This window comes from Bradyrhizobium sp. TM239 (assembly GCF_036247985.1).
Classification (GTDB): Bacteria; Pseudomonadota; Alphaproteobacteria; order Rhizobiales; family Xanthobacteraceae; genus Bradyrhizobium; species Bradyrhizobium ottawaense.
This window is the reverse complement of sequence record NZ_BTIR01000009.1, coordinates 86,664-106,216: the sequence shown is the minus strand read 5'-3', so window position 1 is coordinate 106,216 and position 19,553 is coordinate 86,664. Positions and strand designations below refer to the sequence as shown.

15 protein-coding genes and 1 riboswitch are annotated in these 19,553 nt (G+C 65.8%); of the genes, 9 read left to right on the top strand and 6 right to left on the bottom strand.

From position 1 onward, the window contains the following. Window positions 1-68: 68 nt before the first annotated feature. Complete coding sequence (locus AABA84_RS17270; RefSeq protein WP_338312577.1) at window positions 69-1,622, bottom strand: alpha/beta hydrolase; 1,554 nt, start codon at window positions 1,620-1,622, stop codon at window positions 69-71. 147 nt (window positions 1,623-1,769) lie between these two features. Between AABA84_RS17270 and mddA the strand changes: the two genes are divergently transcribed. Genes mddA through AABA84_RS17250 form a run of 4 tightly spaced genes read left to right on the top strand, consistent with a single transcriptional unit; the run spans window position 1,770 to window position 4,996 of the window. Further along, on the top strand, window positions 1,770-2,561 hold the full coding sequence (gene mddA, locus AABA84_RS17265) for a methanethiol S-methyltransferase (RefSeq protein WP_338312576.1): 792 nt from the start codon (window positions 1,770-1,772) through the stop codon (window positions 2,559-2,561). Next, a complete protein-coding gene (locus AABA84_RS17260; protein WP_283814281.1) occupies window positions 2,558-3,244 on the top strand; it encodes a helix-turn-helix transcriptional regulator in 687 nt (228 codons plus the stop codon). Before mddA ends, AABA84_RS17260 begins: the two co-directional genes overlap by 4 nt. Further along, window positions 3,241-4,218 carry an NADPH:quinone oxidoreductase family protein gene (locus AABA84_RS17255; protein WP_338306491.1) on the top strand — a complete coding sequence of 326 codons (978 nt, stop codon included), beginning with the start codon at window positions 3,241-3,243 and terminating at the stop codon, window positions 4,216-4,218. Before AABA84_RS17260 ends, AABA84_RS17255 begins: the two co-directional genes overlap by 4 nt. Before the next feature lie 25 nt (window positions 4,219-4,243). Continuing rightward, window positions 4,244-4,996 (top strand): hypothetical protein, encoded by a 753-nt coding sequence (locus AABA84_RS17250; protein WP_212251806.1) that lies wholly within the window; start codon window positions 4,244-4,246, stop codon window positions 4,994-4,996. Window positions 4,997-5,038: 42 nt separating this feature from the next. Here the strand turns inward: AABA84_RS17250 and AABA84_RS17245 are convergent, their stop codons facing one another. The 3 genes from AABA84_RS17245 to AABA84_RS17235 all read right to left on the bottom strand — a co-directional run bounded on the left by AABA84_RS17245 (window position 5,039) and on the right by AABA84_RS17235 (window position 8,516). After that, a complete protein-coding gene (locus AABA84_RS17245) occupies window positions 5,039-5,476 on the bottom strand; it encodes a DUF2721 domain-containing protein (protein ID WP_338306492.1) in 438 nt (145 codons plus the stop codon). A gap of 44 nt (window positions 5,477-5,520) precedes the next feature. Then, entirely contained in the window at window positions 5,521-6,960 is a 1,440-nt protein-coding gene (locus tag AABA84_RS17240; RefSeq protein ID WP_212251810.1) for a DUF1254 domain-containing protein, read from the bottom strand. A 356-nt stretch (window positions 6,961-7,316) separates the two neighbouring features. Further along, window positions 7,317-8,516, bottom strand: a complete 1,200-nt coding sequence (locus AABA84_RS17235; RefSeq protein ID WP_212252809.1) for a TrmJ/YjtD family RNA methyltransferase — start codon at window positions 8,514-8,516, stop codon at window positions 7,317-7,319. Between the two features lie 338 nt (window positions 8,517-8,854). Between AABA84_RS17235 and AABA84_RS17230 the strand changes: the two genes are divergently transcribed. Further along, window positions 8,855-10,069, top strand: coding sequence for an NADP-dependent isocitrate dehydrogenase (locus tag AABA84_RS17230; protein ID WP_028142824.1), 1,215 nt, complete (start codon window positions 8,855-8,857; stop codon window positions 10,067-10,069). Between the two features lie 97 nt (window positions 10,070-10,166). Then, window positions 10,167-10,667 (top strand): DUF3455 domain-containing protein, encoded by a 501-nt coding sequence (locus tag AABA84_RS17225; protein ID WP_338312575.1) that lies wholly within the window; start codon window positions 10,167-10,169, stop codon window positions 10,665-10,667. Window positions 10,668-10,671: 4 nt separating this feature from the next. Here the strand turns inward: AABA84_RS17225 and AABA84_RS17220 are convergent, their stop codons facing one another. Continuing rightward, window positions 10,672-11,898: a cyclic nucleotide-gated ion channel gene (locus AABA84_RS17220; RefSeq protein WP_338306495.1), complete on the bottom strand. Its 1,227-nt coding sequence runs from the start codon at window positions 11,896-11,898 to the stop codon at window positions 10,672-10,674. 6 nt (window positions 11,899-11,904) lie between these two features. Next, window positions 11,905-14,586, bottom strand: coding sequence for an alanine--tRNA ligase (gene alaS / locus AABA84_RS17215; protein ID WP_212252817.1), 2,682 nt, complete (start codon window positions 14,584-14,586; stop codon window positions 11,905-11,907). Between the two features lie 233 nt (window positions 14,587-14,819). Beyond that, window positions 14,820-14,908: riboswitch (glycine riboswitch) on the top strand. 144 nt (window positions 14,909-15,052) lie between these two features. On the opposite strand from alaS, the gene gcvT reads away from it, so the two are divergent. From gcvT to gcvP, 3 genes are read left to right on the top strand one after another with little or no spacing between them, the layout of a single operon-like run. Beyond that, window positions 15,053-16,201: a glycine cleavage system aminomethyltransferase GcvT gene (gene gcvT / locus AABA84_RS17210; RefSeq protein WP_338312602.1), complete on the top strand. Its 1,149-nt coding sequence runs from the start codon at window positions 15,053-15,055 to the stop codon at window positions 16,199-16,201. 10 nt (window positions 16,202-16,211) lie between these two features. Then, entirely contained in the window at window positions 16,212-16,580 is a 369-nt protein-coding gene (gene gcvH, locus AABA84_RS17205; RefSeq protein ID WP_212252819.1) for a glycine cleavage system protein GcvH, read from the top strand. Between the two features lie 17 nt (window positions 16,581-16,597). Beyond that, entirely contained in the window at window positions 16,598-19,465 is a 2,868-nt protein-coding gene (gene gcvP, locus AABA84_RS17200; RefSeq protein ID WP_212252821.1) for an aminomethyl-transferring glycine dehydrogenase, read from the top strand. Window positions 19,466-19,553 lie beyond the last annotated feature (88 nt).

The following is a 19,553-nucleotide window of genomic DNA, read 5'->3' as shown; positions in this document are numbered from 1 at the left end:
AGCTCGGAGGGTGGATTAGCGAAGCGTAATCCACCAAATCGATATCAGCGAGCAATGGGAGCGGTGGGTTACGCCCTGCGAAGTGGCAGCGCATCCGTGAATCGCTTGATCGCCGCGAGCACCGGGCGCTGATCGCCGGCGAAGAACCAATGATCGTTGCCGTCGAGCTCGACGAACTCCGCACCGCTGATCCGGCTCGCGATATCGCGGCCGGCCGCGATCCGCACCGCCTGGTCGCCGCGCCGGTGCAGCACCAGCGTCGGCACGGCGATCTGCGCCAGGAGATGCCGCACGTCGGCGTCGCGAAAGGCCTCGAGCACGGCCGAGATGCCGCCGGGACTGGACGCCGCACGCAATAGCCCGGCCCACCAGGCGCGCGCCTGCGGATCACCGGCCAGACTCGGCGCAAAGGTCTCGATGCCGACCGGGCCGCCCCATTGCGCGACGAGCTGGCGGCTCCAGGCGTCGTACTGGCTGGCGCGCAACGCGTACGGATAGTCCTCCGCCCAACATCCCTTGGCCAGCGCACCGAACAGGATGAGCCCGGCCACGCGGCGCGGTTCGTCGACCGCAAATTTGACGCAGGCCGGCCCGCATTCGGAGGCGCCGAACAGCACCACGCGGCGCGAATCCACCGCCCGCAGCACGGTGCCGATATCCTCAGCGGTGACGTCGATCCCCGGGGCCGATCCGACCCGGTCGGACAGCCCGATGCCGCGACGGTCGAACACGATGAGACGCCCGAGCTTCATCAACGACGCCAGGAACGTCCGGCTTGCAGGGCTCTCCCAGGCCCGCTCCACATGCGACACGAAGCCGGGCATCACCAGGATATCGAGCGGGCCGCTGCCATAGGTCTGATACGCCAGGTGCACGCCGGCGCCCTTCACATAGCGCGTGGTCGGAACAGCGTTCAGCGCCGTTGCGGGACTCATCAGCGCCTCGGTCTCGGCTTCCGGCGCAACCCCGAGTTCGTCCCGCAGCCGCTGTGTCAGGGCCGCATGATGACGTTCGGCCGCGCTGCGGTCGCCGGCCAGCAGCAGGCTGCGGATCAGATGCCGGCCATAGACTTCGCTGAGCGGATCGAGTTCAGCCAGCCGTCCCGCATGCGCGGCCGCGGCAAAATGGTCGCCGGCGGCATTCTTGTCCTGCACGAGACGCTCGAGCGCATGCATGAGCCGTCCCCTCAGCGCCTCCCGGTGAAAGAACGCCCAATCGTCGAACTCGGGACAGTCGCCTAGCGCAAAGCCCGCCAGGAAGTCGCCGCGATAGACCCGGCAGGCCTCCTCGAAGTCGCCGCGGTCACAGGCGCTCTCGAATGAATGCGCATCGGCCTTCAGCACGGCGGCCGGAGACCACCGCACGCTGGTGCGGTCGGTCTCGAATACCGGCTGACCGAGCGCGAGCTCGACGCGATGAAGCAGCCGCCGCAGCCGGGCGAGGCCCGTCTCTCGATCGGTCTCAGGCCAGAGCAGCGTGGCAATGACGTCGCGCGCGACCGCCGCCTTGGCCTCCGCCAAATAGACGAGCAGCGCAAGACCCTTGCGCAGGTTCAACTTGATCGGACGGCCGTCAGCATGGACCTCCGGGAACCCGAATGTCTCCAGCGAGAAAGCCGTCATGGAAATCCTCTCTCCCCCCAGGGCGTCCCCAGGGGACGCACAGGGGACGGCGCCGCGGTAGCCATCGGCCCAGATCGAGCCGGCTCGCCGGCGGCCGCCTCGAGCTCTGCATGCGGCACCGCTGGATCAGGCACAATAGGAAAAACCATGTTCTCACGCCTCGCAATCCTGCTCTACGCAATCGTGAGCTATGCCGTATTCACGGTGTCCTTCCTCTATGCACTCGGTTTCGTCGGCAATTATGTCGTACCCAAGTCAATCGATCAGTCGATCGACGTCGGCAACCCTTCGAACTTGACCGAGGCCATCGTCGTCAACCTGCTGCTGATGAGCCTGTTTGCCATCCAGCACAGCGTCATGGCGCGCCCGGCCTTCAAACGCTGGTGGACCAAAGTTCTTCCGGTGGCCTGCGAGCGCAGCACCTATGTGCTGCTTTCCAGCCTCATCCTCCTCCTGCTGTTCTGGCAGTGGCGTCCGATCCCGATATCGATTTGGCAGACCAGCGGAATCGTGGCGTGGTTGCTGACCGCCGTCCATTGGCTCGGCTGGCTGATCGCATTCGCATCGACCCACATGATCGATCATTTCGACCTGTTCGGCCTGCGCCAGGCCTTCTCGTCGCTGCGCGGGACCGAGTTGCCCGGTCAATCCTTCAAGGCGCCACTGCTTTACAAGATCGTGCGGCATCCGATCATGCTGGGCTTCCTCCTCGCATTCTGGGCCACGCCCGAGATGACCGCCGGCCATCTGCTGTTCGCGCTCGCGAACACCGCCTATATCCTGGCCGCGTTGCAGTTCGAAGAACGGGATCTGATCGCGGAGTTCGGGGAGACCTATCGGCAGTATCGCCGCCGCGTGCCGATGCTGGTGCCGCGCCTTTTCGCGCGGACCCGGACCAAAGACCGTGACGTGACCCGGAGCATCGGAGCGCCCCGATGAGCGCGATGGTGTGGAGCGTGTCCCCCTGTCCCCAAATGTCTGCCGACGCTGCCATGTTTGCCGATGCTTTCGACGGGCTCCATGCCGGGATGTATCTGGTCGAGGCGGACGCCCATCTCATTCACACTAATATCGCCGGCCGGGCCCTCATCGATGCGGGGGACATCCTGCATGAGGTTCGCGGGCGTCTCGTCATCAGTGATCTGCCCGCCAACCTGACATTGCAACGGGCGTTCGCCGCGGCGGGCCGCGCGGAGTGGATTCCCGCCGCCGGCGCGACTGCCGTGCCGATGACCGGGATGGACGGACAGCGCTACGTCGCCGATACGCTGCCGCTGCCCGCGGGCCCGCGCCGACGCTCCGGCGCAAACCACCGAGCGGCGGCAGCGCTGTTCGTTCGCAAGACGGCGCTGCTGATCCCGTCCCGGGCGGACGTGATCAGCAAGGCGTTCAAATTGACGCCGGCCGAGTTACGCGTCCTGCTCGCCATCGTCGAGCTCGGCAGCATTCCCGAAGTCGCAGCGACGCTCGGCGTTGCCGGATCGACGGTCAAGACGCATGTCCGCCGTCTGTTCGAAAAGACCGGCGCGGCGCGGCAGGCTGATTTTGTCAAGATCGTCGCAGGATACGCGACACCGCTGAGAGAATTCGCCAAATGCAACCCCGTTGGAGCGCCACGATGAAAGCGGTTCTGTGCCATTCGTTCACTGGACCCGACGATTTGCGCCTCGGCGAGATCGATGCGCCCAAGCCTGCCGGCGATGAGATCCTCATCGACGTCCACGCGGCCTCCGTCAGCTTCATGGACCAGTTGCTGGTCTCGGGCCTCTACCAGATGCGGCCGCAGACGCCCTTCGTGCCCGGCACGGAATCATCCGGAACCGTCGTCGCGGTCGGCGGCAAGGTGACAAAGTTCGCGCCCGGCGATCGCGTGGCCTGCAGCAGCTGGACCGGCGGCTACGCCGAACGGATGATCGCGAAGGAGTCGAAGACCGTACGCCTGCCTGACGGCGTCGCGTTCGAAGCGGCGGCAACCATCCTGCACAATTACGGCACGGCCTATTATGCGCTGGTCGAACGGGCACGAGCCGAGCGCGGCGAAACGCTGTTCGTCACCGGCGCTGCCGGCGGGGTTGGACTGGCCGCCGTCGACCTCGGCCGCCATCTCGGCCTGCGCGTCGTCGCCGGCGTCGGCTCCGACGACAAGGCGGCCCTGGTCCGCGGCTACGGCGCCAGCGAGGTCATCAACTATCGCAGCGAGGATCTGCGCGACCGGATCAAGTCGATCACTTCAGGAAACGGTATCGATGTCGGCTTCGACAATGTCGGCGGCGCGATTTTCGAGCAAATGGCCCGGCTGATGAAATGGGGCGGACGGCTGATGCCGATCGGCTTCACCGGCGGCGAGATTCCGTCCATCCCGATGAACCTGCCGCTGCTGAAGAACTATTCCATCATCGGCGTCTTTGCCGGCGCCTGGGCGGAGAAATTCTCCAACGAGGCAGCGCGCATGAACGCCACGCTGATGCAATTGCTGGCGGAGGGACAAATCCGCCCGCACATCGACCGCATCCTCCCTTTGGAGGAGGCCGGCGAGGCCATGCGCGCCGTGGCCAACCGGACGGTTCAGGGACGAATTGTGCTCAAGATCAGGTAGAGTGCGCCAACTCTGAGGAAGACTGATGGCTCCGATCATCATCGACAAGCGCTATTGCGGCCCTCCGAACTCCGGCAACGGCGGCTATGTCTGCGGCCGGCTCGCCCGTCACATTCCCGGGGCTGCGGAGGTGACGCTGCGCGCTCCGCCTCCCCTGGACACGCCGCTCGATGCGATCGCGAGCGACGGCGGCACATGGGAGCTTCGCAATGGCGACACAGCCGTCGCCACCGGCCGCGCCGTGAGCGTCGAGCTTGCAGAGGTCGAGACAGCCAGCTTGCCGGAAGCCCGCGCGGCCGAATTGCTGGCGCTGTCCAGGCCGCACGAACATCCGCTGCCACACTGCTTCGTCTGCGGTCCCGCAAGGGCGCAAGGCGACGGCCTGCGCATCTTCGCCGGCCCGCTCCGCCGCCAAGCACAAACTCCCGTTCTCGCCGCGAGCTGGGCCCCCGACCCGAATCTCGCCGCCGAGGATGGCCTCATCGCGCCCGAATTCCTCTGGTCCGCGCTCGATTGCCCCACCGGCTTTGCCTGCAATTACGATCAGCAGAGCGGCAGCTTCGAGAAGACCCCGCTCCTGCTCGGACGGATGTCAGCCCGCATCGAAGCCCGCCCCCACCCCGGCGAGCCCTGCATCGTCACGGCCTGGCCCACCGGCCGCGACGGCCGCAAGCGCACAGCCGAGGCGGCATTGCATGATGAAGGTGGGAGATTGCTGGCGGTGGCGCGGACGACCTGGATCGCGGTGGAGCGCGACGTGCAGCTCGGGCGCGGGTAATTCGCCGCCGACGGACATGCGCAGGCGGCGGCTTCCGCGGCGCTAGCTCCCCAGATCGTACTCGTGCACGGAAACCCTGATCTCGCGGACGAGATTTATCAGCGCCAGGGTGAAAAACCCGAGGGCAATGGCGAAAAGCACAGCGACACCGTATTCGTGTCGCAGTTGATAGTATGCGCTGATGAACGCCACGATCACGAGCAGGCATGTCAGGATCGCGCTTGTTCCGGAGAACAGGATAGCCCGGTTCAGCAATTCGGCACGACGCCGCAGCTGAGGCAGATCCTTGTCGAGCCTCAACCTGGCGCCGTCACCATCCAGGACAGCATTGAGCGCTTGAATCCGGTCGCTGACCCGGTTCATGCGGGCGATCAGCAGCGAGACAAACCCGGCAACCGCTCCGAGAACGAAGGAAGGAGCGGTGACCTGAACGATCACCTGCGACAATTGCTCGACCGACGGAGTATCCGGAAACAGCATCTCGCCTCCCGCGCCATCGTTCACCGGCTGAGCAGGATATCTCCCTAGCTGCTCGTCACTTGCCGGACGGGAGGCGGCTTCCAGGTCCCGTTGACGATCGAGGGTGACTTCTCGTTCGGCCAGTACATCCGCAACATCAGGACGAACTTGCCCGCCGGCGCGGGAAGCCAATTGCTCTCCTTGTCGGGGCCGGGACTGTCCTTCTGGATGTAGAGATCGACCGAACCGTCCGGATTGGCTTTGAGATTCTGGCGGGCGCTGATCGACTGGCGGTTGATCGGATTGGCGATGAAGAAGTAGTTCTCGTCATACATCGTGATCGACCAGAAGCCTCCGACCGGAGGAAGCTGCCCCTTCGGGAAACGCATCACGTATTTGTTGCTGCCGACGTACCCTTTCCCGTCGGCGTCCTTCTGGGATGTCGGATAGCACGCATCCTGGATCCGGTTGGCGCCAAGGCCGATGGCCGTGACAAGCGCACGGTTGAGATAATTGGTGCCGTAGATACCGGCTTCGCTGTCGAAGGCCCAGCCGTTGATGTTCTTGATCGCCTTGTTGACCTTGAACTGGAGCATGATGCGGTCGAATGCCACCTGCGGGACGCGCTTGGCGAAGGCAGCATCGAATTTGCTCGCGTCAAAATCCTTGCCGGAGACAAGACCGATCTTCGCGAATTTGGCGACCTCAGCCGCGTCGGCGGCGGCCGGCGGATTGCGCTTCATCAATTGCGCGAGAAGGGTGAAATAGGCCGCGGCGTCCAGGCGGTTGACCTGCTCGCGCACCGCCGTCTTCATGTCGATCGACGCATCGACCTTGCCTGCCGGGGGCGTAAAGGACTTGTCGTATGCGCTGAGCGGCACGAGCTTGAACTGGTCCTGCGCGGCGTGCACGGCCGCGTAGTCCTCCGGCGTACCGGTGCAGTAGATGCGGCCCAAGATCCACACCATGCCCGTGGGGGATTTGTATTCCTTGACGCCGGCGGGAAGCGTTCCCTTCCAGCCCGGGCCGGTGATCGCATAGGTCTGCGCCTTGGTGCCGGTGGTGCGCTTGCCAGGCACCTGGAAGACATTGGTCCAGCCGTCCAGCATCGGAAACAGGAAGTAGCGGTCCTTCATGTCCGGCATGCTCAGGACCCAGGGCTCGTCTCCCACGTCGATCCAGGCCGTCGTGTAGAGCGTATCGGCATTGGGTGCCGTGACATCCTTGAAGGTGGCATCAGGGTACTTGCGGAGCTTGACGAATTGCCCCATCGGCCCGCGCGTGCCTTCCACCGCCGCAACGTTCGTCATGACCCGGCGGGTCATCTCCATCGTCACGAGAGGATATCCGTAGATATAGGCATCCTGGGCGAGCCAGAAATCTTCGCCGCCCTCCAGGGCCCTGACAACAGGACCGTCAAACTCGGCACGTGCGGTGCGGGAAATCGCGAGCGCCGATACAGCGGCGCTGAAGGCGGCAAGTGCTTGGCGACGGCTGATTGACATATCGAACCCTCCCTGTTGCCTCAAAACCGTAACGGGCGGGGTTCCATGTTCCTTGACATGCATCAATGGGGCTGGATGGTCTTGGGCGCAGCGCCGCTCGCTCGCCTGGGCGTGGCCGCCACGCCTGCGTCAACTGGCGGTAGAAGTGGTGGTTACGCCAACGCTAGCCTTCCCTAGACGACGTGTGCTCTTGGCACTCCCAACTCGTAGGGCGGGCAAAGGCGCGTAGCGCCGTGCCCACCACCTCTGTCTGAGCTTCGTCGATCGACATAGGTGGGCAAGCTTCCGCCTTCGCTCTTCGAGCTACGGCGGACAAGCCGCTTTGCCCACCCTACGAGACCTGCGCTCGACGACAGCTACGCCCTCTGCTCCATCATCCCCTGCAGCCGCACCAGCTCTGCCTCGAGATCGCGCTCTACGTCCGCCGCCCGGATCTCGAGCACACGATAGTCCCGTGCCTCGAGCCAGGCCCGACGCGCCGCGCGATCCGCTGCGATCGCTTCCCCCTCACCCGGATTCACCAGCTCGATCGCGATCCGGTGCGGGAACGAGACGAAGTCCGGGATGTGGCGGCCGACCGGGGTCTGGCGTTTGAACTGACCTGCGAAGCGACGATCACGTGTCAGCGCCTGCCAGAGCAGCCGCTCGGCATCGGTCGGGTTGCGGCGGAGCAGGCGGGCGAGGCCGCGCACGGTCGATCCGCTGTCGGGCACGCCGCCGCCCTGCCCGTGCTCGGCGAGCAGCGCGCGTAGCCGCGTGGCCTGCTCGCCGTCGAGCACGCCGCCCTTGGCCGGGCCCTTACGTCCCTCGGCGATCGCCATGATCACCCCGTGCAGGGTGTGCATGTCCTGCTTGGTCGGCTCCATCCGGCTGAAGATGTTGCGCAGGTTCACCAGCATGGTGTCGCGCTTCTCGGCCGGGCGCAAAAATTCCACCTTGTCGAGCTCGCGGATGAGGTTGTCGAAGAACGCCTGCATCTGGTGCTGCGAGGCGCGCTCGGAGCGCTCCGGCATGGCGTGGGGCAACTCACCGGATGTCGCCAGCTTGAACCATTCATAGCCGACCAAGAGCACGGCCTGGGCGAGGTTGAGCGAGGCGAACCCCGGATTGACCGGGAAGGTGATGATGCGGTTGGAGAGGCCGACCTCCTCGTTGGTCAGCCCCCAGCGCTCGCGGCCGAACAGGATGCCGGCCTTGCCCCCGCTGGCGACGTGCCCGGCGATCTCGCTGGCTGCGGCTTCCGGCCCGACCACCGGCTTGGCCTGGTCGTGGGGGCGAGCCGTGGTCGCGAACAGCAGGTCGAGGTCGGCAACGGCCTCGCCGACCGTGCCAAACAATTCGACCTTTTCCAGGATGTGGTCGGCGCCGGCGGCGGCCCGCTGTGCCGCGATGTTGGGCCAGCCGTCCCTGGGGTTGACGATGCGCAGGGCGCCCAGGGCAAAATTGCCCATGGCGCGTGCGGCCATGCCGATGTTTTCGCCGAGCTGCGGCTCGACCAGGATCACGATGGGACCGTCGAGGGACAAACCCGCCTTGCTCTTGTCAGTCCCCGACATCTCGTTTCGCTTTCACTCTGGTTCTCAAGGCCTTGCAAAGGCCGCCTTAGGAATTGATTCAAACCGGCCGCCGGTCGAGCGCCGCCCTGCCGCCTGTCGTTTGCCTGTCCTGACAGAATTCTCAAGGAAAATAACGGGGTTAGAATCGACTTTTGAATCTCTTCTGAAGCCTCAGGCCGCCCCCGCCGGGGGGCCGTCGCCCGCCCCCCATCCGGGCAAGCTGGATCGGCTAAAAGTGCATAATCCCTTGGCTTTCGCCCGCCGCGTCTGGGTGCTAAGAGGCGGCGGATATTCCCGTGGCGCGCCAAAAGCGCCGTTCCCAAGAGGCTTCCCCGATCATGGCAAAAATCAAGGTATCCAATCCCGTCGTCGAACTCGATGGCGACGAGATGACCCGGATCATCTGGCAGTACATCAAGGACAAGCTGATCACCCCGTTCCTGGATGTCGAGCTGATGTATTTCGACCTGGGCATGGAGTACCGCGACCACACCAACGATCAGGTCACCATCGACGCCGCCGAAGCCATCAAGAAGGTCGGCGTCGGCGTCAAGTGCGCCACCATCACCCCGGACGAGGCCCGGGTGAAGGAGTTCAACCTCAAGCAGATGTGGAAGTCGCCGAACGGCACCATCCGCAACATCCTCGGCGGCGTGATCTTCCGCGAGCCGATCATCTGCAAGAACGTGCCGCGCCTGGTTCCCGGCTGGACCAAGCCGATCATCATCGGCCGCCACGCCTATGGCGACCAGTACCGCGCCACCGACTTCAAGTTCCCCGGCAAGGGCACGCTGTCGATGAAGTTCGTCGGCGAGGACGGCACCGTGATCGAGAAGGAAGTGTTCAAGGCGCCCGACGCCGGCGTCGCGATGGGAATGTACAACCTCGACGACTCCATCATCGACTTCGCCCGCGCCTCGCTGAACTACGGCCTGCTGCGCAACTACCCGGTCTATCTCTCGACCAAGAACACGATTCTGAAGGTCTATGACGGCCGCTTCAAGGACATCTTCCAGGACATCTACGACCGCGAATTCAAGAAGGAATTCGAGGCCAAGGGCCTGACCTACGAGCACCGCCTGATCGACGACATGGTGGCCTCGGCGCTGAAATGGTCCGGCGGCTATGTCTGGGCCTGTAAGAACTACGACGGCGACGTGCAGTCCGACACGGTCGCGCAGGGCTACGGCTCGCTCGGCCTGATGACCTCGGTGCTGCTCACCCCCGACGGCAAGACCGTGGAAGCCGAGGCCGCCCACGGCACGGTGACCCGCCACTACCGCGAGCACCAGAAGGGCAAGGAGACCTCGACCAACTCGATCGCCTCGATCTTCGCCTGGACCCGCGGCCTGTCGCACCGCGCCAAGCTCGACAACAATGCCGAGCTCGCCAAGTTCGCCAACACGCTGGAGAAGGTCTGCGTCGACACCGTCGAGGCCGGCTACATGACCAAGGACCTCGCGCTGCTGGTCGGCGCCGACCAGCGCTGGCTCTCGACCACCGGCTTCCTCGACAAGGTCGCCGAGAACCTGACCAAGGAGCTGGCGGCCTGAGCCGACCGCAATTTCGCCCGACTGGGCCAGACATCATCGCGGGCCGCGCTCAAAGCGCGGCCCGTTTCTTTTTGAGACCTTGCGCGGAGATGCCACCATGTTCATCAAGCTTGCCGGCCCCACACTGCTGCTCGCGGCCCTGATCGGACCGGCCGGAGCTGCCGAGCCGCTTCCCGACGCCATCGCCGCACCCGGAGAGAGCGTCGTGCTCAGCGTCCACGCCGAGGGGGCACAGGTCTATGAGTGCAAGGCTGGCCCCGATGGCAAGCTCGCCTGGGCCTTCCGCGAGCCGATCGCGACGCTGCTGTCCGAGGGCAAGACCATCGGCCGGCACTATGCCGGCCCGAACTGGGAGCTCGCCGACGGCAGCGCCGTCGTCGCCAAGGCCGCCGGCAACGCGCCGGGCACAACAGTGGCCGACATCCCCTGGCTGAAGCTGGAAGTGACCGCCCGCCGCGGCAGCGGCGTGCTGACGCCGGTCACGACCGTCCAGCGCATCAACACCCATGGCGGCAAGCTCGACGGTGCGTGCGACAAGGCCGGCGAGTTCAGGAGCGCGCCCTACTCCGCCGAGTATGTTTTCCTGAAGAAAGGCTGACCGCTCAGCGGTCGGGGTTCTCCTTCTCTGCCTGCGCCAGCTCTGCCGCCGCGAGATCGCCGCTGTCGGCGAGCCGCGCCTTGGCGGTGGTGTGGACGTGGTCGGCGAGCGTCGGCATGCGCGCGATCAGGGCGTGAAAGTCCTGGGCGTCGAGCACGAGCAGGCGCGTCTTCCGCGTCGCCGTCACCGTGCCGCTGCGCTTTGTTTTATGCAGCAGCGCGATCTCGCCGAAGAAGGTGCCGTCCGTGAGCCGCACATGCTGGCTCGGCAGCGCGATCTCGACCTCGCCGGCGGTGATGAAATACATCGACGAGGCCGCATCGCCCCGCCGCACCAGGATCTCGCCCTGCTCGATGGTGCGCGCGCGCAAGAGCCGCATGATGTCGGCGATCTCCGCGGCCGACAGATGCGAGAACAGCGGCACCCGCGCCAGCATGCCCCAGGTGACGACGAAATCGCGCCGCTTCACCTCTTCGGCAAAGGCCGTGGAGATGATCGCGACAGGCAGCGCGATCATGGCGAAGCCGCTGATGATCGTGAACACCGAGATGAGCTTGCCGAGCGCTGTCACCGGCACGACGTCGCCATAGCCGACGGTGCCGAGCGTCACGATCGCCCACCACATCGCATCCGGAATGGTGCCGAGCTTGCTGGGCTGCACGTCGCGCTCGATGGCGTAGAGCAGCGAGGCGAAGGTCAGCACCGCGCCGATCAAAATGACGATGCAGCCGATCAGTGCCCGCCGCTCGGCATGCACGGCCGCGAGCAGCGAGCGCATCGCCGGCGAGTACCGTATCAGCTTGAAGAACGGCAGCACGCCGAGCGCCGCCAGCGTCGCATGCCGGCCGGTAGTGAGCACGACGGAAGCGGGCAGGAACGCCATGAGGTCGATGATGCCGAGCGCGGAGAAGGCGTAGCCGAGCCGGTCGGACAGCGCGGAGGCGTTGCGCTGGGTATGGCCCGCCACGGTCCACAGCCGCGCCAGATATTCCAGCGCGAACACGATCACGGACAGGATGGTGACGGCTTCGAACAGCGTGCCGAACTGCGCGTCCAGCTCCGGCACCGAGGCGAGGATCATCGCGGCCACATTGAGCACGATGACGCCGATGATGATCTGGATGAAGCGCGACCCGGCTGAATAAGCCAGCGGATCGTGCTCCAGCAATTCGTAGAGGCGATCCCTCAAGTTGGGATCGCGCAAGCCACGTCCTCGCGGAACGGGGCGCATGGCGGCTTACGCGCCCGCCATCGCTTTTTCGATCGCCGCCAGCGCCTCGGTCGCCTTGGCCCCGTCAGGGCCGCCGGCCTGCGCCATGTCGGGCCGGCCGCCGCCGCCCTTGCCGCCGAGCGCCTCGGAGGCAACGCGCACCAGATTGACCGCGTTGAAGCGCGCGGTGAGGTCGGCGGTGACGCCGACCACGATGCCGGCCTTGCCGTCCTCGGTGACGCCGACGATGGCGACGACGCCGGAGCCGATCTGCTTCTTGCCGTCGTCGGCGAGGCTCTTGAGATCTTTCATCTCGATGCCCTCGACCGCGCGCGCCATCAGCTTGACGTCGCCGATTTCGCGCACGCCGCTGGCTGCGCCATTGCTGCCGGCCGAAGCGCCGCCGCCCATCGCCAGCTTCTTGCGGGCGTCGGAGAGCTCGCGCTCGAGCTTCTTGCGCTCCTCCATCAGCGCGGTGATGCGCGCCGGAACGTCGTCGAGCGAGGTGCGCAGCTCGTTCGCCGCGGTCTTGGCCAGCGCCATGGTCTCGTTGGCGTGCCTGCGCGCATAATTGCCGGTGAGCGCCTCGATGCGGCGCACGCCGGAGGCGACCGCGCTCTCGCCCGTGAGCGTGATCAGGCCGATATCGCCGGTGCGCCTCACGTGGGTGCCGCCGCAGAGCTCGACCGACCAGCCGAGCGCATTGGCGCCGCGCTCACGCGCGGTCCGGCCCATCGAGACGACGCGAACTTCATCACCGTATTTCTCGCCGAACAGGGCGCGTGCGCCGGCTTCGCGGGCCTCGTCCACGCCCATCACACGCGTGGTGACCTCGTCGTTCTCCAGCACCACGTCGTTGGCGATGTCCTCGACCCGGGCCAGCTCCTCCGCCGTGATCGGCTTCGGATGCACGAAGTCGAAACGCAGCCGATCCGGCGCCACCATCGAGCCGCGCTGGGCGATGTGGTCGCCGAGCACCTGGCGCAGCGCCTCGTGGATGAGATGCGTCGCCGAGTGATGCGCACGGATCGACGAGCGCCTGGAATGATCGACCTCAAGCTGCAGCGCGGTGCCGAGCTTGACTTCGCCGCTCTCGACGGTGCCGACATGCACGAAGAAATCGCCGAGCTTCTTCTGCGTGTCGGTGACGCGGAACTTGATGCCGCCCTCGCCCGTGAGCACGCCGGTGTCGCCGACCTGGCCGCCGGATTCCGCGTAGAACGGCGTCTGGTTCAATAGAAGCGCGCCCGTCTCGCCGGCCTTGAGGCTGGCGACCTCCGCACCATCCTTCACCAGCGCCGACACCACGCCTTCGGCGCTCTCGGTCTCGTAGCCCAAAAATTCGGTAGCCCCGAGCTTTTCGCGCAGCGGGAACCAGATCGCTTCGGAGGCCGCTTCGCCCGAGCCCTTCCAGGATTCGCGCGCCTTGGCCTTCTGGCGCTCCATCGCATCGGTGAACGAGGCCTGGTCGACGCCGATGCCGCGCGACTTCAGCGCGTCCTGCGTCAGGTCGAGCGGGAAGCCGTAGGTGTCGTACAGCGTGAAGGCGACATCGCCATCGAACATGTCGCCCTTTTTCAAGGACGCGCTCTTCTCGTCGAGGATGGCGAGGCCCCGCGACAGCGTCTTGCGGAAGCGGGTCTCTTCCAGCCGCAGCGTTTCCTCGATCAGGTTTTCCGCGCGCATCAGGTCGGGATAGGCCTGGCCCATCTCGCGCACCAGCGCCCAGACCAACCGATGCATCAGCGGCTCTTTCGCACCCAAGAGCTGCGCATGGCGCATCGCGCGGCGCATGATCCGGCGCAGCACGTAGCCGCGGCCCTCGTTCGAGGGCAGCACGCCGTCAGCGACCAGGAACGCCGAGGAGCGCAGATGGTCGGCGATGACGCGGAACGAGGCCACGGTCTGCTCGTTCGGCCCGCTGCCGAGCGCGGACGCGGTCGCATCGATCAGATGACGGAACAAATCGGTCTCGAACACGCTGTCGACGCCCTGCATGATGCAGGCCATGCGCTCCAGGCCCATGCCGGTGTCGATCGAGGGACGCGGCAGATCCACGCGCTCCTCTTTCGTCACCTGCTCGTATTGCATGAACACGAGATTCCAGAATTCGAGGAAGCGGTCGCCGTCCTCTTCCGGCGAACCGGGAGGGCCGCCCCAGATGTGATCGCCGCGGTCGATGAAGATCTCCGAGCACGGGCCGCACGGGCCGGTGTCGCCCATCGCCCAGAAATTGTCCGAGGTCGGGATGCGGATGATGCGGTCGTCGGAGAAGCCCGCGATCTTCTTCCAGAGCCCGTGCGCCTCATCGTCGGTGTGGTAGACGGTGACGAGCAGCTTGTCCTTGTTGAGCCCGAAATCCTTGGTGATCAGCTTCCAGGCGAGTTCGATCGCGCGCTCCTTGAAATAGTCGCCGAACGAGAAGTTGCCGAGCATCTCGAAGAAGGTGAGATGGCGCGCGGTGTAGCCGACATTGTCGAGGTCGTTGTGCTTGCCGCCGGCGCGCACGCATTTCTGCGACGTGGTGGCGCGCTGATAGGGCCGCTTCTCGACGCCGGTGAAGACGTTCTTGAACTGCACCATGCCGGCATTGGTGAACATCAACGTCGGATCGTTGCGCGGCACCAATGGCGAGGACGACACGATCTCGTGGCCGTTCTCGGCAAAGAAGTTCAGAAAGGTCGACCTGATCTCGTTGACGCCGCTCATGTTCATCCAATCGGGTGTGCTTGGACCCGCTTCTCGCCATCCAAACCGTAACGTTAAGGCTGATATCTGCGGGCCACAGCGCTTTTAGACAAGGCCAGCTTCGCTGTCCAGAAACTGTGCAAGGAGATCAGAGGGTTGCCGCAGGCGCTCAATCCGGTTGCAATCCCGTTGATAGGGCAAGCGGACGCGTTGACAGGCTTGGCCGCCCTGTGGTCTGTACCCATCTGTATCGTACGGCCACGTCGGGAGAGACCGGCACTGGTGCCGGCGCCGAAGGAGCAACCGCCCCGGAAACTCTCAGGCAAAAGGACCGCGTGGCTTTGACAGCATCTGGAAAGAGGCGCCGACGGGCTTAGACCCGGACGGCGTCCGCCGACGGGATAATACTCTCAGGCACAGCGACAGATGGGGCTTCGACTGGTGTCCTCAGGGAATCGTCCCGGGGGAACCGCCGAGGGCCCCTGTGATGCTAGCGCGCGACGACCAAGATTCCCTGAAACGTACGCCCCTTCATGGGCTTCATGTCTCCCTGGGCGGCAAGATGGTGCCGTTCGCGGGCTATGACATGCCCGTGCAGTACCCCGCGGGCGTGCTGAAGGAGCACCTCCATACCCGAGCCTCCGCCGGCCTGTTCGACGTCTCCCATATGGGCCAGATCGCGCTCCGGCCGAAATCCGGCAAGGTGGAGGACGCCGCCCGCGCGCTGGAGCGGCTGGTGCCGCAGGACATCGTGGCGATTGCGCCGGGACGGCAGCGCTACGCCCAGTTCACCAATGAAGACGGCGGGATTCTCGACGATCTCATGGTCGCCAATTTCGGCGACCACCTCTTCCTGGTCGTCAACGCCGCCTGCAAGGAAGCCGACGAGGCACATCTGCGCGCGAATCTCTCTGGCGACTGCGTCATCGATTCTCTCCCAGACCGCGCGCTGATCGCGCTGCAGGGGCCGAAGGCCGGGGCGGCGCTGGCGAAATTGTGTGCAGAGGCGCCCGCCATGACATTCATGGATGCCGGCCCGCGCAAGGTTGCCGGCCTCGGCTGCTTCGTCTCGCGCTCCGGCTACACCGGCGAGGACGGTTTTGAAATTTCGGTTCCCGCGGCCGATGCCGAACGTCTCGCCAAGACGCTGCTCGAGAACCCCGACGTGCTGCCGATCGGCCTCGGCGCCCGCGACAGCCTGCGGCTGGAAGCCGGGCTCTGCCTTTACGGCCACGACATCGACACCGCGACCACGCCGGTCGAGGCCGCGCTGGAATGGTCGGTGCAGAAGAGCCGCCGCAGCGGCGGCGCCCGTGCCGGCGGCTTTCCCGGTGCCGACAAGATCCTCGCTCATTTCGATAACGGCGCGGCCCGCCGCCGCGTCGGCCTGCTCGCCCAGGGACGCGCGCCGGTGCGCGAGGGCGCGCTGCTGTTTGCTGACAGCACGGGCGGCGAGCCGATCGGACAAGTCACATCGGGCGGTTTCGGCCCGACCCTGAGCGCGCCGGTGGCGATGGGCTATGTGCCTACCGCATCGAGCGCGCTCGGCACACAAATCTTCGCCGAGGTGCGCGGCCAGCGGCTGCCGCTCACTGTCGCCGCCATGCCCTTCGTGAAAAACACCTACAAACGCTGAGGATTCGAGAATGACCACGACGCTGTACAGCTCCGACCATGAATGGCTCGCCATCGAGGGCGACGTCGCCACCGTCGGCATCACCGACTACGCCCAGCAGCAGCTCGGCGACGTCGTGTTCGTCGAACTGCCCAAGGTCGGCCGCGCGCTGAAGAAGGCAGAAGCCGCCGCCGTCGTCGAATCGGTCAAGGCCGCCTCCGACGTCTACGCGCCTGTGACCGGCGAGGTGCTCGAGACCAATGCCGAGCTCGCTGCCGAGCCGGCGCTGGTGAACTCGGACGCGCAAGGCAAGGCCTGGTTCTTCAAGATCAAGATTGCCGACAAGAGCGAGCTCGGCGGCCTCATGGATGAAGCCGCGTACAAGGCACATACGGCTTAAGGACGATGGAGCAAGCGATGACCGCGCACCGCAAGACCAACGGCGACACCGCCGCCAGTTTCGTTCGCCGCCACATCGGCCCGTCGGCGCGCGATGTCACCGCAATGCTTGAAACTGTCGGCGCCAAGAGCGTCGACGCGCTGATGGCGGAGACGCTGCCGGCCTCGATCCGGCAGGTCATCCCGCTCGATCTCGGCAGGCCGCTCAGCGAGACCGAGGCGATCGCGCATATGGGCGAACTCGCGGCCCAAAACCAGGTCTTCACCTCGCTGATCGGCCAAGGCTATTCCGGAACGATTTTGCCCGCGGTGATCCAGCGCAACATCCTGGAGAATCCGGCCTGGTACACCGCCTACACGCCCTACCAGCCCGAGATCAGCCAGGGCCGGCTGGAGGCGCTGCTCAACTTCCAGACCATGATCTGCGACCTCACCGGGCTCGACGTCGCCAACGCCTCGCTGCTCGACGAGGCGACCGCCGCGGCGGAAGCGATGGCGCTCGCGGAGCGGCATTCGCAGGTCAAGGCGCAGGCTTTCTTCGTCGACAAGGACGTGCATCCGCAGACACTCGCTGTGATGCGCACCCGCGCCGAGCCGCTGGGCTGGACCCTGATCGTCGGCGATCCCCTCACCGATCTCGCTGGGAGTGACGTGCTCGGCGCGCTGCTGCAATATCCGGGCTCTTCGGGCGCGGTGCGCGACCTCAGGCCCGCGATCGCAACACTGAAGGCCAAGGGCGCGCTCGCGATCGTGGCCGCCGATCTGCTGGCACTGACGCTGCTGGCTTCGCCCGGCGAGCTCGGCGCCGACATCGCGATCGGCTCCGCGCAGCGTTTTGGCGTACCGATGGGCTATGGCGGGCCGCATGCCGCCTATATGGCGGTGCGCGATGCGCTGAAGCGCTCGCTGCCCGGCCGCATCGTCGGCCTCTCGGTCGATTCCCGCGGGATGCCTGCCTACCGGCTCGCGCTGCAGACCCGCGAGCAGCACATCCGCCGCGAGAAGGCGACCTCCAACATCTGCACCGCGCAGGTCCTGCTCGCCGTGATCGCCTCGATGTACGCGGTCTATCACGGGCCCGAGGGGCTGACGCAGATCGCGCGCCACGTTCACCGTCGCACGGCCGTGCTCGCGGCTGGCCTGCGCAAGCTCGGCTTCGCGCCTGATAGCGAGAGCTTCTTCGACACGATCAGCGTCGATGCCGGTGCCAAGCGCGCCGAGATCGTTGCGCGCGCGGCGGCCGAGAAGATCAATCTCGGCGTCGGCGACACCAGCTTGCGCATCGCGCTCGACGAGACCACGACGGCTGCGACGGTCGAAGCGGTCTGGCGTGCCTTCGGCGGCACGCTTGCCTATGCCGAGTTAGATGCGACCACGCGCGAAGCGCTGCCGGAGGCGCTGAAGCGCGCGACCTCCTTCCTCACCCATCCCGTCTTCCACGCGCATCGCTCGGAGACCGAGATGCTGCGCTACATGCGCAAGCTCAGCGACCGCGACCTCGCGCTCGACCGCGCGATGATCCCGCTGGGATCCTGCACCATGAAGCTGAACGCGACCACCGAGATGATGCCGCTGACCTGGCCGGAGTTCGGCTCGCTGCATCCGTTCGTCCCGCGCGAGCAGGCACGCGGCTATCACGCGCTGTTCGCGCGCCTGGAAAAATGGCTGTGCGACATCACCGGCTATGACGCGATCTCGCTGCAGCCGAATTCCGGCGCGCAGGGCGAGTACGCCGGACTGCTTGCGATCCGCGGCTATCACGCGTCGCGCGGCGAGGCGCACCGCAAGATCTGCCTGATCCCCTCCTCCGCCCATGGCACCAATCCGGCTTCGGCCGCGATGGTCGGCATGGACGTGGTGGTGGTCGCCTGCGAAAAGAACGGCGACGTCGACGTCAATGATCTCCGCGCCAAGGCGGAAAAGCATGCGAACGATCTCGCCGCGGTCATGATCACCTATCCCTCGACCCACGGCGTGTTCGAGGAGCACATCCGCGAGATCTGCGACATCGTGCATGGCCATGGCGGCCAGGTGTATCTCGACGGCGCCAACCTCAATGCGCAGGTCGGTCTCTCCAGGCCCGGCGATTACGGCGCCGATGTCAGCCACCTCAACCTGCACAAAACCTTCTGCATCCCGCACGGCGGCGGCGGCCCCGGCATGGGCCCGATCGGCGTCAGGACGCATCTGGCGCCGTTCCTTCCCGGTCACCCCGCGACGCAAGGCGACGCACCGGTCGGCCCGGTCTCGGCCGCGCCGTTCGGTTCGGCCTCGATCCTGACCATCTCCTACATCTACATCCTGATGATGGGCGGCGAAGGCCTGAAGCGCGCCACCGAGATCGCGATCCTCAACGCCAACTACATTGCGGCGCGCCTCGATCCGCACTTCCCGGTGCTCTACAAGAACGCAAAGGGCCGCGTCGCCCATGAGTGCATCGTCGACCCCCGTCCGCTGAAGACCACAAGCGGCGTCACCGTCGACGACATCGCAAAACGCCTGATCGATTACGGCTTCCACGCGCCGACCATGAGCTTCCCGGTGCCGGGCACGCTGATGATCGAGCCGACCGAATCGGAATCCAAGGCCGAGCTCGACCGGTTCTGCGACGCCATGATCGCGATCCGGAAAGAAATCGCCGAGGTCGAGGCCGGCCGCTTTGAGATCGCGGCGTCACCGCTGCGCCATGCTCCGCACACCGTGCACGACATCGCCGATGATGATTGGAAGCGCGCCTATACCCGCGCCGAAGGCTGCTTCCCCGCGGGCACCTCGCGCAACGACAAATACTGGAGCCCGGTGGGGCGCGTCGACAACGTCTATGGCGATCGGAATCTCGTGTGCTCCTGCCCACCGGTGAGCGATTATGCGGAGGCTGCGGAGTAAGACACGGCGGAGGTTACGTAGGGTGGGCAAAGCGGAAGCGTGCCCACCACCCTTTCGCCGCGTTGGAATATGGTGGGCACGGCGCTTG